The sequence below is a fragment of the Nocardia abscessus NBRC 100374 genome (assembly GCF_000308455.1).
Classification (GTDB): Bacteria; Actinomycetota; Actinomycetes; order Mycobacteriales; family Mycobacteriaceae; genus Nocardia; species Nocardia abscessus.
Genome location: NZ_BAFP01000020.1, coordinates 1 through 15,002 on the forward strand (window position 1 = coordinate 1; position 15,002 = coordinate 15,002).

The 15,002-nt window shown below is 67.5% G+C and carries 16 protein-coding genes; 7 read left to right on the plus strand and 9 right to left on the minus strand.

The window, feature by feature from the left end; all coding sequences use genetic code 11:
- Window positions 1–1,315 (plus strand): ATP-binding cassette domain-containing protein (locus ON19_RS43555; RefSeq protein ID WP_043686595.1); only part of this gene is annotated, 1,315 nt, incomplete at its 5' end.
- Window positions 1,316–1,786: 471 nt separating this feature from the next.
- Here the strand turns inward: ON19_RS43555 and ON19_RS03425 are convergent.
- The 6 genes from ON19_RS03425 to ON19_RS03455 all read right to left on the minus strand — a co-directional run bounded on the left by ON19_RS03425 (window position 1,787) and on the right by ON19_RS03455 (window position 5,882).
- Entirely contained in the window at window positions 1,787–2,494 is a 708-nt protein-coding gene (locus tag ON19_RS03425) for a heme-binding beta-barrel domain-containing protein (protein WP_043686598.1), read from the minus strand.
- A 190-nt stretch (window positions 2,495–2,684) separates the two neighbouring features.
- The gene (locus tag ON19_RS03435; RefSeq protein WP_043686601.1) at window positions 2,685–2,990 is read right to left on the minus strand and encodes a DUF1416 domain-containing protein; all 306 of its coding nucleotides are present in this window, start codon (window positions 2,988–2,990) and stop codon (window positions 2,685–2,687) included.
- 5 nt (window positions 2,991–2,995) lie between these two features.
- Window positions 2,996–3,829 (minus strand): sulfurtransferase, encoded by an 834-nt coding sequence (locus tag ON19_RS03440; RefSeq protein ID WP_043686604.1) that lies wholly within the window; start codon window positions 3,827–3,829, stop codon window positions 2,996–2,998.
- A gap of 29 nt (window positions 3,830–3,858) precedes the next feature.
- Window positions 3,859–4,353: a DUF4395 domain-containing protein gene (locus tag ON19_RS03445; RefSeq protein ID WP_043686607.1), complete on the minus strand. Its 495-nt coding sequence runs from the start codon at window positions 4,351–4,353 to the stop codon at window positions 3,859–3,861.
- Between the two features lie 288 nt (window positions 4,354–4,641).
- Window positions 4,642–5,085 (minus strand): thioredoxin family protein, encoded by a 444-nt coding sequence (locus ON19_RS03450; RefSeq protein WP_043686611.1) that lies wholly within the window; start codon window positions 5,083–5,085, stop codon window positions 4,642–4,644.
- On the minus strand, window positions 5,082–5,882 hold the full coding sequence (locus ON19_RS03455) for an LmeA family phospholipid-binding protein (RefSeq protein ID WP_043686615.1): 801 nt from the start codon (window positions 5,880–5,882) through the stop codon (window positions 5,082–5,084). The genes ON19_RS03450 and ON19_RS03455 overlap by 4 nt, the downstream gene beginning before the upstream one ends.
- A gap of 293 nt (window positions 5,883–6,175) precedes the next feature.
- Between ON19_RS03455 and ON19_RS03460 the strand changes: the two genes are divergently transcribed.
- The 6 genes from ON19_RS03460 to pstB all read left to right on the plus strand — a co-directional run bounded on the left by ON19_RS03460 (window position 6,176) and on the right by pstB (window position 12,111).
- Window positions 6,176–6,940, plus strand: a complete 765-nt coding sequence (locus ON19_RS03460) for a winged helix-turn-helix transcriptional regulator (RefSeq protein WP_043686740.1) — start codon at window positions 6,176–6,178, stop codon at window positions 6,938–6,940.
- 132 nt (window positions 6,941–7,072) lie between these two features.
- Complete coding sequence (gene mshD / locus ON19_RS03465; RefSeq protein WP_043686618.1) at window positions 7,073–7,993, plus strand: mycothiol synthase; 921 nt, start codon at window positions 7,073–7,075, stop codon at window positions 7,991–7,993.
- Between the two features lie 242 nt (window positions 7,994–8,235).
- Window positions 8,236–9,348, plus strand: a complete 1,113-nt coding sequence (pstS, locus tag ON19_RS03470) for a phosphate ABC transporter substrate-binding protein PstS (protein WP_043686621.1) — start codon at window positions 8,236–8,238, stop codon at window positions 9,346–9,348.
- Between the two features lie 91 nt (window positions 9,349–9,439).
- On the plus strand, window positions 9,440–10,411 hold the full coding sequence (gene pstC / locus ON19_RS03475; protein ID WP_043686624.1) for a phosphate ABC transporter permease subunit PstC: 972 nt from the start codon (window positions 9,440–9,442) through the stop codon (window positions 10,409–10,411).
- A complete protein-coding gene (gene pstA / locus ON19_RS03480; protein ID WP_043686628.1) occupies window positions 10,411–11,313 on the plus strand; it encodes a phosphate ABC transporter permease PstA in 903 nt (300 codons plus the stop codon). The genes pstC and pstA overlap by 1 nt, the downstream gene beginning before the upstream one ends.
- Window positions 11,314–11,334: 21 nt before the next feature.
- Entirely contained in the window at window positions 11,335–12,111 is a 777-nt protein-coding gene (pstB, locus tag ON19_RS03485) for a phosphate ABC transporter ATP-binding protein PstB (protein WP_043686633.1), read from the plus strand.
- 102 nt (window positions 12,112–12,213) lie between these two features.
- On the opposite strand, the gene ON19_RS03490 is transcribed toward pstB, so the two are convergent.
- The 3 genes from ON19_RS03490 to phoU form a co-directional block, all read right to left on the minus strand.
- Window positions 12,214–13,818, minus strand: a complete 1,605-nt coding sequence (locus tag ON19_RS03490) for a hypothetical protein (RefSeq protein ID WP_043686636.1) — start codon at window positions 13,816–13,818, stop codon at window positions 12,214–12,216.
- A complete protein-coding gene (locus ON19_RS03495) occupies window positions 13,815–14,108 on the minus strand; it encodes a hypothetical protein (RefSeq protein WP_043686638.1) in 294 nt (97 codons plus the stop codon). Before ON19_RS03495 ends, ON19_RS03490 begins: the two co-directional genes overlap by 4 nt.
- A gap of 119 nt (window positions 14,109–14,227) precedes the next feature.
- Entirely contained in the window at window positions 14,228–14,890 is a 663-nt protein-coding gene (gene phoU, locus ON19_RS03500; RefSeq protein ID WP_043686743.1) for a phosphate signaling complex protein PhoU, read from the minus strand.
- Between the last annotated feature and the right edge of the window lie 112 nt (window positions 14,891–15,002).

Sequence of the window (15,002 nt, forward strand, 5' to 3'; positions counted from 1 at the left end):
CGAGGCGGAACGCGCCGTGCGCGCCGACCGGGCGGAGTTCACCGCACAGGCTCTCACGGTGCTCGACCACGCCGCCGAGCTGCGCGTCGCGGGCCGGCTCGACACTGCCCTCGCCGCGGCCCGAGCAGCCTCCCGCCGGGCGGTCGCGGCCGAGGACCGAGCCGCCGCGCACAGCGCGTGGTCGGCCGCCGCCACACCGCTGTCGATCGGAGCCGCCGTGCTCGGCGCCCTGCTGATCGGCATCACCCTCTACGGCCCCGACGGCGGCACGGCGGGCGCGATGACACCCATGGCCCTGGTGATCCTGGTTCTGCTGCCCCTGTCGGCCTTCGAAGCGGTCGGCCCACTGGCGGCAGCGGCGCAAGCACTGACGACCGCCCGTGCGGCGCTGCATCGCCTGGACGGGTTCGAATCCGGCTGCACGTCGGCGGACCCCTGGGCGCGAGTGACTACTCGGCCCCCGCACAGCAGGGACGCGGAGGAGGTCGCTCGGACCGGGGAAGACCGAGCGGCCGACCCGGTCTCTTCCGCCGGCCGGGCCGGTCACGCCGCGCCCGGTGGAACTACCTCGCACTCCGGCAGCGGTGTGGCGCCGCGGCAGGCTTCGGACCAATGCGTGGACGGTGAAGGCGTCCCGCGTCGGTCCGATGACATCCCCGGCCCGGCCGACCCGGCCCGGCCATTCGACGCGCGTGTGCCGGAAATACCTCGGGGTCGGCGGATCGCGGTGGTCGGTCCCAGCGGCGCGGGCAAGACGACTCTGCTGATGAAGTGGGCCGGGTTGTTCGACGCGCCTCGCCCCGGCGTCACCTTCTTCGCCGAGGACGCGCACTTGTTCGGCACTTCCGTGCTGGAGAATCTGCGGGTCGCGCGCGGCGATCTGACCGCGGAGGAGGCGGAGAAGGCGCTGCGGACAGTCGGTCTCGGCGACTGGCTGGACGGGCTGCCGGAGGGAGTGCACACCGGCCTGGCCGGGGGAGCGGCCGCCGTGTCGGGCGGCCAGCGTCGCCGGATCCTGCTCGCACGCGCTCTCGTATCACCGGCGCGGGTGTTGCTGCTCGACGAGCCGACCGAGCACCTGGAGGCCGAGGCCGGGGCGCGGCTGCTGCGCGAGCTGCTGGACGTCGGCAGCGGCCTCGTCGCACCCGATCGTGTCGTGCTCGTCGTCACGCATCAACTGCCAGAAAACCATCAGGCCGACGCGGTGCTCCGGATCGCCGCATCAGGGGAGGTCACAACGGATTTCGCGGTTGACCGACCACCGCGCCGCCCCGCCGATTCCGCCCACCGAGAAATTCCGTTGCCGAGTTACTGATGCATCGCTAGATTCGTTCGTACACGAGGAAGGAGGTGGTTCGAAGAATGGTTATTCATAGGACACGTGAGGTGGCTGTCCGCTAGCGCCACCGCTGCAGGTGGATTTCGCCCGCGCGAGCGCTGAGCGAATTCCAGGCAGTCACCCGGCCCCCGAGTCCCGGTCTGTCCGACCGGACCCGTGCGACGCAAGAAGCACCGGTACGGCTCGGGGGCTGTTCCGTTCCGCCCCTCCGAAGATTCAGGCCGTACTAGTGGGGTGGTGCTCGGGGTGGTCACAGGTCTTGCGTTGGGGGTGAGGGTGAGTTTTGGGCGTACCCGGTGAGTTACCCATGTGCTCGCGAGATCAGGTGTTGCGTCAGCAGCCGATGAGGGCGGTGCGGCTTTTTTTCGCCGTACCCGGTGAGTTACCCATGTGCTTGCGAGCGGACGGGGCAGGTCTCGCCGGGTTAGGCGATGAAGGGCACTCGGCTCAGCCGATGTAGCGCTGCAGGCGGGCGGAGAGGCGGGGTTCGAGGGGTCCGTCGGCTACCACGCGCTCCTCGACGTAGGCCAGGTCGCCGCCTTCGACGATGCCGTAGAGGCGCTTGGCGCCGCCGACGACGACGCCGGACTGGCTGCGGATCACCACGTCGGTGGCCAGTTCCCAGGACGACTGGGTCAGCGCCTGCCCGTAGAACAGCTCCACGATGCCGCCGCTGTGCGCCAGCAGCAATTCGATGACCTCGTCGTTGCCGTCGATGCCGACCCGCCAGAAGCCGCTCTCCCGCAGGTCGGGGCCGCCGTAGCCGCCCTCGGCATCGATAATCCAGGACCGGGACTCCCAGGCCAGATAGTCGCCGCCGTCGTGCGAGACGACGATCTGCTGGCCGAACCGGTAGTCGCCGCGCTCGGGATCGTTGCCCTCGCCTTCGCCGCGCCACACGCCCACCAGGGGGAGCAGCGCGAGCATCGAGGCGCTCAGATCCGGGCCGAGCCGCAGGTTGGCGGTGTCCTCGGGCAGCGGAAGATCCGGCAGGACCGGGATGTTGCGGGCACCGGTCGATTTCGCCCGTTCGGCAGCGTCGGCTACGGCCTGGTCACCGCTACGGCGACCGGCGGCGTCGGCCGGAGCGTTACCGTTCAGTTGTTCACTCGCTCGCTCGGCCGGGTTGAAACCTTCGCTCGCGAGTTCGCTCATGACTCGGTGAACAGCCGGTAGAAGACGTAGAGGCCGAACCAGCCGATCAGCACGGCCACGGCCACCAGCAGAATCTCGAAGAAGAGGACCACGTTTGGAGTCTAACGACCCGCTTGCGACGGCACGCAAACGGCCCCGGTGCTTCCGCGGAGCGGAGAGCGACCGGGGCCGTTGGCCTGAGTGCGGTGGCTTACTTGGCGACCGCGACGTCCACCGAGTGGATGCCCGCCCCTTCGGGGCGCACCTCGGCGGAGCCGTTGCCCGCCGAGGACAGCGCCCGGACGGTCCACGAGCCGGGAGCCGCGAAGAACCGGAAGTCACCGGTGCCCGACGCGACGACCTCGGCGGTGAAATCACCATTGCCGTCGAGCAGGCGCACGAAAGCCCCGCCCACCGGCTGGCCGTCGGTGCTCAGGACACGGCCGGTGATGACCGTCTCCTTCTCCACGTCGACTCCGGCCGGGATGGCCTGACCCTGAGTAGGTGCTGCACACATGTCGATTACTCTCCCAACTCGATCGGAGCGCCGACGAGGGAGCCGTACTCGGTCCAGCTCCCGTCGTAGTTCTTGACGTTCTGGTGGCCGAGCAGCTCCTGCAGCACAAACCAGGTGTGCGAGGAGCGCTCGCCGATCCGGCAGTACGCGATGGTCTCCTTCTCGCCGTCCAGGCCGGCTTCCTTGTAGATCTCGGTCAGCTCGGCGTCGGACCTGAAGGTGCCGTCCTCGTTCGCGGCCTTGCTCCACGGCACGTTGATGGCGCCGGGGATGTGGCCCGGACGCTGGCTCTGCTCCTGCGGCAGGTGGGCAGGCGCCAGGATCTTGCCGGTGAACTCGTCGGGCGAACGCACGTCGACCAGGTTCTTCGTGCCGATGGCCGCGATGACCTCGTCGCGGAAGGCGCGGATGGACAGGTCCGGCGCCGAGGCCTTGTACTGGGTGGCGGGGCGGTTCACCGGCTCGGTGGACAGCGGACGGCCGTCCAGCTCCCACTTCTTACGGCCACCGTCGAGCAGCTTGACGTTGTTGTGACCGTACAGCTTGAAGTACCAGTAGGCGTACGCGGCGAACCAGTTGTTGTTGCCGCCGTACAGGATGACCTCGTCGTCGTTCGAGATGCCGCGAGCCGAGAGCAGATCGGAGAACTGCTCCTGGTTCACGAAGTCGCGACGAACCTGATCCTGCAGGTCCTTCTTCCAGTCGAGCCGGACGGCACCTTCGATGTGGCCACCGTCGTAGGCGGAGGTGTCCTCGTCGACCTCGACGAAGACGACGCCGGGGGCGTTGAGGTTCTCTTCGGCCCAGTCAACGGAGACCAGGACATCGGAGCGAGCCATTGTTTTCCTTTCAGAGATGACGTGCAGGGTCAGTTCGATGCCGGTGACGGGCTCCGGCGGAGGCGGGCTGCAAGCGGATAGATCCGGCAACCCAGGCAGATCCCGAACGCCGCGTTCAGGAACGCCGCGAACAGGGCGAAGCCGGCGAATACCGCGCCGACGACTGTGGAGCCGAGCGCGAAGCCCAGCAGACCGACGGCCGCGAAGACGAAACCGAGCAGCTGCGCGAATCGCAGCGGAGCCGTCGGCTCGGTCTCACTGGCCGGCGCGAGGCGCGGCGCGACGAAGGCCGCGTAGATCCGCCCGTACGGGTGGCGGCGCGGACCGAGGGCGGCACCGAGCGCGAAGACTACCGCCTGCAAGGCGATCAGAACCGCCGCGGCGACCGTCGAGAGCGCGGCGGCGACCAAGACCAGGACGAGCACGCCGGTGGTCACCCAGGCGACGAAGCGCGGTCCGCGCACATCGACCTGGTCGGTGGACGAGGGGAGGGTTCCGGAAATATTGCGGATTTCGGTGGACATTGTGCGTACTCCTGCGCTGAATAAGTCTGATGACTGAAAATTTGCCAGTTCGCCGGGGGATCGTGAGATCACTCGCGCGGCGGACAGAGGTCGGCGTCAGGAAATCCGGGGAAGCCGACCGATCAGCGGCACAGGCAGCAACAACCACCGAGCCGACACAGATCCACTGTGCGGCGTCGGGTGAGCATCAGCTCGTGGTTGGAAAGCACGCCAAGCAGTTTACCCAATTCGGCGGGGGAATTGGACCCGGGGTGGATCACATCCGTCCAGGGGACTTGTCGTCGCAGCTCAGGCCGCCGCGGTGAGCGGCTCGAGCGCGGAGTGTAGATCCGAGTCCTTCGGCACGCCGGAGATCCGGAACCGTTCCCTGCCCGCGGTGTCGAAGACGAACGTGGTGGGCAGGGAGAGCACGTTCAACTCCCGTGCGAGCGCCGGCTCGGCATCGATGTCCACCTCGATGTCCTGCGGCGGCTGCGGTGATTCCGCGAGCTGCCCTGTGACATTGGCAACCACTCGGCGAACCGCGGCGCACGGCCCACACCACTCGGCGGAGAAATGCAGCACCGCGGGACCGGCGCCGGTCACGCCGACGGCCGCCAGCAGTTCGGCGCGGGCCGACTCGGACACGTCGATGCCAGCGCCCGCGCGGACTTTGCCGTCGTGCCTGCGCAGCAGGACGCCCACCGCCAAAGCGGCGAGCAGTACGACTGCGAGGATGGTGATCTGGATCATGGTCGCTGCAATCGGTCGAGGTCGATCGTGACGTTCACGCCCTTGCCCTCCACGACGATCTGACCGCCCTGGGCGGAGACCTTGGTGGGCCGGACACCGAACGGCAACTCCTTGGTGTCGATGGTACGGGTGAACCGGGCGAGCACCGCGGGGCGATCGGCCTCGGTGATCACCGCCACAGGCATGGTCTCGGTGCCCGGGCCCCCGCGATAGAAGCCGGTCGCCACGATCTTCACCTGATCGCCGTCGAGCAGCAGATCGGCTTGCACACTGACCTTCTCACCGCCGTACTGCGCGCCCGGGGTCTCCGGCAGGGTGCCGGTGAGCACCAGCGCGCCCGTGGTGGTCATACCGGAACCGCCCGATCCGCCGGTGCCGTCGGACTTGTCCGCGGGCCGCGAATGCACCTGCAGATCGGGAATGGTGAACAACCGGCCCAGTTCGGTGGGCTCTACGCGCAACCTGCTGTCCACCCGCTCCACGGGGACGGCGCGCAGGCTGCCGTCGACCAGCTCGCCGACCGGCAACCGGACCCCGGTCAGCGTCGCCTCCAGCGCGGTCTCGCCGGGAATGTCCGCGCGCTTGGCACGCCCCCTGATCTCCACGTGGTCGTAGCGGCTGTCCCACGCCTGGCCGAAGAACGGGAAACCGTGAATCGTCACCTCGGGATCGGCGGTGAGATCGGCGCCTTCGCGCAGCGCACGGGACACCCGGTACTCCGAATAGGCAGCGGTGCTGAAGTCGGCGACGACGGCGAACCCCGCCAGACACAGCAGGCCGATGATCAGCTTGCGCATGTTCCCCCGTCTCTCCGGGTCTCGGGCCGCGGCGGTCGGGAGCCGCGCGGCGCACGTCCGGGTGCCGCGCCGGGCGCCCGGCTGGTGGCGGGCCTGCCCGATACATAACCCATGTAGGCACCATATCGGTTGGCTCGAGCCGGGCTCCCGGGTGTCCGCGGGTGCGGCCGCGGACCCGGAATGCGTGGTCATGCCTTGTTACGCGCTAATCTTGCATCCGATTACCTGTGATTAGCGACGCGGCCGCGGCGGTGCTGCCGTATCCGCGTGGCTACGAGATGGGAGGAGGGCCTGTGGAGCTGCTCCTGCTTACCTCCGACCCCAACCCCGAGTCGGTGTTGCCCTCGCTGGCGTTGCTGGCGCACAACGTGCGTCCCGCGCCCACCGAGGTGGCTTCACTGCTCGAGGCAGGCACCGCGGATGTCGCCCTGGTGGACGCCCGGACCGATCTGGCCGCCGCCCGCGGCCTGTGCCGCCTGCTGGGCAGCACAGGGTCCTCCGTGCCGGTCGTCGCGGTGCTCACCGAGGGGGGCCTGGTCGCGGTGAACGCCGACTGGGGACTCGACGACATCCTGCTGCCCGGCACCGGCCCCGCCGAGCTCGACGCCAGGTTGCGGCTGCTGGTCGGGCGCAACGGCGGCGTGGCCAGCCCGGAGAACACCGGCAAGATCACCCTCGGTGAGCTGGTGATCGACGAGGGCACCTACACGGCGCGGCTGCGCGGCCGTCCGCTCGACCTCACCTACAAGGAGTTCGAGCTGCTGAAGTACCTCGCGCAGCACGCGGGCCGGGTGTTCACCCGCGCGCAGCTGCTGCAGGAGGTGTGGGGCTACGACTTCTTCGGTGGCACCCGCACCGTCGACGTGCACGTACGGCGGTTGCGCGCCAAGCTCGGCAGCGAGTACGAGTCGCTGATCGGCACCGTGCGCAATGTCGGTTACAAGGCCGTGCGCCCGTCACGCACGGCCGCCAAGGGTGAGCCGGTGAACTTTCCGGAAGACGACAACGAGGGCACCGACGACTCCCCGCTCACGCCGGTCAACGGCTCCGCACAGTGATTTCCCGCCAGTGACGGCCGGAATTCCGATAATGCGGGCATCGTTCTCGGCCGCGGCCGAAATGCCGCACGCCCCCGCGGTGTTGCCAGGAGTGGGCCCTGTGGGGTCCGCCGGCTCGATGAACGGAGGCCGATGAGCGGCGCGACGACACAGTGGACCGACCGACCCGACGCGGACACGGCGCAGGCGATCACCGATCTGCTGGCGCGGGCCACCGCGGCCGACGGGGTCGCCCCGGTCTCCGAACAAGCGGTGCTCTCGCTGACCGCGGCCGACGGCGCCGGAGCACGCCATCTGCTCGCGCGGCGCGACGGCGCGATCGCCGGTTACGCGAATCTGGTTCCGGCCCATGGCGAACACCCCGCGATGGCCGAGGTGGCGGTCGACCCGTCCCACCGCGGCCACGGCGTCGGGACCGATCTGGTCACCGCCGCCCTGGCCGCGGGCGGGCCTGGCGCGCGGGTCTGGGCGCACGGTGACCGGCCTGCGGCCAAAGCCGTCGCTGCGCGGCTCGGGCTGCGGACCGCGCGCGAACTGTGGCAGATGCGCAGGTCGCTGGAAACGCCTGAGCTACCGGAATTGGCGGTACCGGAGGACATCACGGTGCGCACCTATGCCGGTCCCGCCGACGACGCGGAATTGTTACGGGTGAACGGCGCGGCCTTCGCCTGGCATCCAGAACAGGGTGGCTGGACCGAACGTGACATCGAGGTCCGCCGCGCCGAGTCGTGGTTCGACCCGGCGGGCCTGTTCCTGGCGTTCGACACCGCCCACCCCGACCGGCTGCTCGGATTTCACTGGACCAAAGTGCATTACGCGGAGGATCCGCCGCTGGGTGAGGTCTACGTGGTCGGCATCGACCCTGTCGCGCAGGGGCGTGGCCTCGGTCGTCTGCTCACCCTGGCCGGTCTGCGCCACCTCCGGGATCGCGGATCGACCGAGGTGTTGCTCTACACCGAGGCCGACAACGCAGCGGCGGTGCGCACTTATACCCGTCTCGGCTTCGCCCCCGCACACGTCGACGTCGCCTACGCCACGGCCGAGGTTGAATAGCAAGCGGCAGACCGGGTGTCACCGAGTAAAACTAGGGCAAACGTCACATTTACCAGGTGCAATCGCGCCGGGCTGTTCACTCTCCGTTCACTCAGGTCGGTCCAACTGTCAACCACGTGACCTTAGGTTGTGTGAGGGCAGCACACTGCTGCCTGGTGCGCAAGTTCCCCGCGAACAGCACCACAACACCCGTCCGGGCCGGTGAGGGACCGGACGAGTAGGACGCGATTCCGGAGGAATAAGTGAATTTCAAGCGCAGTAGCGCCCTGGTCGGTGTGCTGGCCGTCGGCGCGATGACGCTCGCCGCCTGTGGCAGCGACGACAACACCTCTTCCGACACGGGCAACGTCGCCAAGGTCGACGTGGCGTGCGGCGGCAAGGAGGCCCTCAAGGCCAGTGGCTCCTCGGCGCAGAAGAACGCGATGGAGCGCTTCATCGCCGCGTACGAGAAGAACTGCGACGGCGCCACCCTGAACTACACCTCCAGCGGCTCGGGCGCCGGTGTGAGCGAATTCATCGGCGCCCAGACCGATTTCGGCGGCTCCGACTCGCCGCTGAGCTCGAAGAAGGACGAGCCGAAGAAGGCCGCCGACCGCTGCGCCTCGCCGGCGTGGAACCTGCCCACCGTGTTCGGTCCGGTCGCGATCACCTACAACATCGACGGCGTGACCGACCTCGCGCTGGACGGCCCGACCGCCGCCAAGATCTTCAACGGCGCCGTGACCACGTGGGACGCTCCCGAGATCAAGGCGCTGAACCCGAACGCCAAGCTGCCGTCCGAGCCGATCGCGGTGATCTTCCGCAGCGACGAGTCGGGCACCACGGACAACTTCCAGCTCTACCTGGACGCCGCCTCCGACGGCGCCTGGGGCAAGGGCGCGGGCAAGGCATTCAACGGTGGCGTCGGCGCGGGCTCGAAGGGCAACGAGGGCACCTCGGCCGCGGTGAAGAGCACCAAGAACGCGATCACCTACAACGAGTGGTCCTTCGCGAAGGCGCAGAACCTGTCGATCGCGCGCATCATCACCTCGGCGAGCAAGGACCCGGTGACGCTGAGCGTCGAGTCGGCGGGTAAGGCGATCGAGTCGGCGAAGATCTCCGGCCAGGGCAACGACCTGGTGATCGACACCTCCTCCTTCTACAAGCCTGCGGCGGCGGGGGCATACCCGATCGTCATGCCGACCTACGAGATCGTGTGCTCGAAGTACGCCGACGCCGCCACGGCCACAGCGGTGAAGGCCTTCCTCACCTCGGCGGTCACCAACGGCCAGCAGGGCTTGGACGAGGCCGGGTACGTCCCGATCCCGGAGCAGTTCAAGACCAAGCTGACCACCGCCATCAACGCCATCTCCTGATAGCAGCCCCCACATGACCGTGCACGACGAAGTTGCCGCCGCTGATCAGTCGGATTCGACCGACCAGCGAGCAGGCGGAGATACTGCGCTCATGCCGAGCAAGCCGAGCAACGAACCGGCCGCCAAGAGCGGCCGCCCGCACAGCCCGCGAGCGGAGATCATCTTCCGTTCGCTGGCGACGGCGGCGGGAGCGATCATCGTCGCGGCCATCGCGCTGATCGCACTGTTCCTGCTGATCCGAGCGGTGCCGTCGGTGCTGGCGAACGAGGCGAACTTCTTCACCAGTACCGACTTCAACACCTCGGACGCCAACAACCTCATGTTCGGCATCCGGGATCTGTTCATGGTGACGGTGCTGAGTTCGATCTTCGCTCTGGTGCTCGCCGTTCCGATCGGCATCGGCATCGCGCTGTTTCTGACGCACTACGCGCCGAAGACGCTGGCGCGGCCGTTCTCGGTGATCGTCGATCTACTCGCCGCGGTGCCCTCGATCGTGTTCGGTCTGTGGGGAATCCTGGTGCTGGCTCCGCAATTGGAGCCGATCCAGAACTTCCTGAACGACAACCTCGGATGGCTGTTCCTGTTCTCGGACGGCAACATCCCGCTGGCCAGCGGCGGCACGATCTTCACCGCGGGCGTCGTGCTCGCGGTGATGATCCTGCCGATCATCACGTCGGTCAGCCGTGAGGTGTTCAACCTCACTCCTCGCGCGCACATCGAGGCGGCGCAGGCGCTCGGCGCGACGAAATGGGAAGTCGTGCGGATGACGGTGCTGCCGTACGGCCGCAGCGGCATGATCGCCGGCGCCATGCTCGGTCTCGGACGCGCGCTCGGCGAGACGATCGCCGTGCTCATCGTGCTGAAGACGGCCGCCCAGCCGGGACAGTGGTCGGTGTTCGACGGCGGCTACACCTTCGCCTCCAAAATCGCCTCGGCCGCGGCGGAGTTCAGTGACCCGCTGCCGACCGGCGCGTACATCGCGGCAGGCTTCGTGCTGTTCGCGCTGACCTTCGTCGTGAATGCGCTGGCTCGACTCGCCGCAGGCGGAAGGGTGAACGGGTGATGACCTCCTCGACTCTGGACCGGCCGATCAAGCCGCCCACCTTCCGAGATGTGAGCCTGTCGCGCAAGGTGCGCAACAACGTCGCGACCGGCTTGGTCTGGCTGGCGTTCGGCATCGCGCTCGTGCCGCTGGCCTGGGTGCTGCTCATGGTGATCACCAAGGGCTTCAGCGCCGTGGTCCGGGCGGCCTGGTGGCAGAACTCGCTCAAGGGCGTGCTGCCCAATCAGGTCGCGGGCGGCGTCTACCACGCCATCTACGGCACCATCGTGCAGTCGCTGGTCGCGACGGTGATCGCCGTGCCGCTGGGCATCATGGCCGCGGTGTATCTGGTCGAGTACGGCCGCGGCGTGCTGGCCAAGACCACGACCTTCATGGTCGACATCCTGGCGGGCGTGCCGTCGATCGTCGCGGCGCTGTTCATCTTCGCGCTGTGGATCGCGACGCTCGGCTTCCCGCAGAGTTCGTTCGCGGTGTCGCTGGCCTTGGTGTTGCTCATGTTGCCGGTGGTCGTCCGCAGCACCGAGGAAATGCTCAAACTGGTGCCCGACGAACTGCGTGAGGCGTCCTACGCGCTCGGCATCCCGAAGTGGAAGACCATCCTGCGGATCGTCGTGCCGACCGCGCTGCCCGGCATGATCAGCGGCATCCTGCTGGCCATCGCCAGGGTGATGGGTGAGACCGCTCCCGTGCTGGTGCTGGTCGGCTACAGCAAGTCGATCAACATGGACATCTTCGACGGCAATATGGCGTCGCTGCCGCTGCTGATCTACCAGGAGCTGGCCAACCCCGAAGCTGCCGGACGCGAGCGGGTCTGGGGCGCGGCTTTGACCCTCATCATCATCATCGCCTTCCTGTACCTGGCGGCTGCGGTCCTCAACCGCCTGCTCACCCGGAACCGATAGAAGCGGAACGGATTACCGAAAATGGCCAAGCGGATCGACGTCAAAGATCTGAACATCTACTACGGCAAGTTCCATGCCGTGTCCGATGTCTCGCTGACCGTGCTGCCGCGCAGCGTGACCGCCTTCATCGGTCCCTCGGGCTGTGGCAAGTCCACCGTGCTGCGTTCGCTCAACCGCATGCACGAGGTAACCCCGAACGCCAGGGTCGAGGGCGCGGTGCTGCTGGACGGCGAGGACATCTACGGCACCCAGGTCGACCCGGTGGGCGTGCGCCGCACCATCGGCATGGTGTTCCAGCGGCCGAACCCGTTCCCCACCATGTCCATCAAGGACAACGTGGTCGCGGGTCTGAAGCTGCAGGGCGTGCGCAACAGAAAGGAACTCGACGAGGTCGCCGAGCGCTCGCTGCGCGGCGCCAACCTGTGGAACGAGGTGAAGGACCGCCTGGACAAGCCGGGCGGCGGCCTTTCCGGCGGTCAGCAGCAGCGTCTGTGCATCGCGCGTGCCATCGCCGTGTCGCCCGACGTGCTGCTGATGGACGAGCCTTGTTCGGCGCTGGACCCGATCTCCACCCTGGCGATCGAGGACCTGATCACCGAACTGAAGAAGGAATTCACCATCGTCATCGTCACCCACAACATGCAGCAGGCCGCGCGGGTGAGTGATCAGACCGGTTTCTTCAACCTGGAGGCCCAGGGCAAGCCGGGCAAGCTGATCGAGATCGACGACACCGAGAAGATCTTCTCCAACCCGTCGCAGAAGGCGACGGAGGACTACATCTCCGGCCGCTTCGGCTGACCCCGGCGCCAACCGCTTTTCCACAAGCGGCTGAGCGAAACGAAGGCCCTGGGTAGCGATTCGCTGCCCAGGGCCTTCGCCGCGCTTCGGGATATGGCTCCGCTAATCGTTGACGTGCGGAGTTTCGAAAAGCGGAGTCGGCGTTGCTTGCACCCGACGCGTGTGCTCCGAGTCCGACTGCCTGCTCGCCCCCGGTGCGCCGAGCAGACCGGTGCTCGCCGGAGCGGTCGACGGGGAACTGGATGCGGGCGCGGGAGAACTGCTCGGATTTCCGGAGTCGGTACCGGTGTAGCTCGCCTGCCGGACGGACGCCGGTTGGTCCGCCTTGGATTCCGCGGACTGCGGCGAGTTCGGTTTGTCGGCTTTGCTGTTATCGGTGCTCGCCGGATTGTCCGTCTTCGATTTGTCGGTTTTGCTGTCGTCGGTGCTCGCTGGATTGCCCGCCGCCGAATTATCCGCCTTCGGATCGGTGGCTTTCGCGTTCGGATCGGTGGCAGCGGGCTGCCCCGTCGTGGGATCGGTACCCGCCGGGTCGGACTTCGGCGTTTTCGACTCGGTCGGGTCGCCGGTAGCCGGTGCGTCCGTGGATGTGCCGTCGGCCGCCCGGTCGACGCTGGTGATCACCGTGTCAGCCGCGTTGGCGAACTTCTCGGCCGCCGAACCGGCGGAGTCGATCAGACCCTTGCTCGCCTCGCCACCCGCCTTGATGATGTCGTCGAGATCGTCGTCGAGCTTGCTGACGGATTCGATCAGCGTGGGCACATTTCCGGTGATCCCGCCCACCGCGGTGATCAAACTCGTCACATCCGACGGCTTCCACGAATTCGGGTCGCTGGCCGCGCCGGTGGAAGCGGGTGACTGCGTCTTGTTCTTGTCCGCACCGTCACCGCTGTCGTCGGTCTTATCGTCTTTCTGCTTTCCGGATTGATCGGTGCCGTCCTGCTTCCCCGACTGATCGGCTCCGTCCTGTTTTCCGGACTGATCGGCTCCGTCTTGACTCGCGGGTTGCTGGTTTGCGATCGGGCTGGCTTGCGGCGTGCCCGCAGGTGTGGTGGACGGGGAACCCTGATCGTTCTGCTCGGATTGATCCGCGGGCTGGTCGGTGGTGTCGGACGGTTGGCTGTACACCGCCAGGATCGGATCGCCCTCCGGCGTCTGGCCGCTGTCGAGCGGGTCGCCGTCGCCGAGTTGCTCACTGCGGGCACGGACGTCTCCGCCGGCCTGTTCGATCTTGGCGGCGATGTCCGATTGGGTGCCGATCAGTTCGTTCAGGGCGGTGGTGATGGCGGTCTGATGCGTGTACTGCGCTTCGCCGTCCTCGTCCGAGCCACCCGGCCCCGGAGTGACCTGCCAGTCCTCCGAGACGGTGAATCCGGCCGCTACGGCCTGGTCGACCTTGTCCAGCAACGCCTGGCGGAAACCTACCAGGCTGGTCCCGCTGTCGATCAACGTCTGCGCGAGTTCCTCGGTATCGAGCGCGACCTTGTTCGCCGCGTCGCGATCGCCGGCTATCCGGTCGTAAGCCGCGTAATAGGCGTCGCCGCTCCAATGTGCACCGGCGGCTCGGATCTGCGACACCGTCTCATCGATCAGCGTGACGAATTCACCATTGCGGGTGCGTATTTCCGTCCCGGCTTCGCTCAATTTCCACGGCTGCCATTCCGACCGCACCTGGCTCAGGGTCGGCGTCGCGTTCGTGGTCCTCACAGGTGTGCGCCCATCGCGTCGAGTCCGTCGCGAAACTCTTGATCGGACACCTCGTAATTCGTGGCGCCGCCCTTCGCGATGTTCGAGACTCGTTTGCAGCGCATGGCCATTCGCTGCCAAGCGTCTTCGACGTTCGTACCTGCCGTCGAGCACACTTCGCTCAGCGCCGAACCCGGCAGGACGCCACCGAGCGCGTCTGTGGTGGCGCGCACCGTCAAAGCGCCGATATCGCCGCCGATTTTGTCCATCGACGCCGCTAATGCGCGCAGTTCTGCTGGATCGACGTTCATAACGCCCCCCTTCATACCGGATCCCCTCCGGCGTAACGCTATACCAGAGCAATCCCGCCCCGTGCGGCCCAATCTATCATTTGCCGCCCGCGAAACGTCAAGCCCAGCAACCCTTTCGGCTACGCCTCGGCATCCGGGTCAGGAGGGAGCACGCCGGTCACCAGGAAGATGACCCGGCGGCCGATCTCGACGGCGTGGTCGGCGAAGCGCTCGTAGTAGCGGCCGAGCAGCGTGACGTCGACCGCGGCGGCCACGCCGTACTTCCAATCCCGGTCCATGAGCAGCGTGAAGAGGTGGCGGTGCAGATCGTCCATCGCCTCGTCGTCCTCGTTCAGCTGTGCGGCACGGTCGGGGTCGCGGGTCTCGAGCACCTCCCGTGCGCCGGCGCCCATGTTCACCGCGATGCGACCCATTTCGGCGAAGTAACCGTTGACGGCCTCGGGTAGCGCGTGGTTCGGATGGCGCCTGCGGGCGACCTTGGCCACGTGCAGTGCGAGCGCTCCCATCCGGTTCACGTCGCCGACGATCTGGATGGTGCTCACCACCTGCCGCAAATCGCCGGCCACCGGCGCCTGCAGCGCGAGCAAAGCGAAGGCCTTCTCCTCGGCGTCCTGGATCAGCTCGGCGATCCGGTCGGACTCACTGATCACCTGCTCCGCCAGGGCGAGGTCCGCTTGGAGCAGCGACTGGGTAGCCCGCTCCATGGCCGAGCCGGCGAGGCCGGCCATCTCACCCAGCAGGTGGGCGAGTTCGGCCATTTGCTCGTTGTAGATGACACGCATGAAAGCTGACACTAGTTCGCCGCGCTGACCAAGTCACGAACGCCGAGTGAATGACCGGTGTGCATCATTAGCGCGGCGGTTGCCGCTGGCCGTGTCCGCAGCCGGTCCTCCG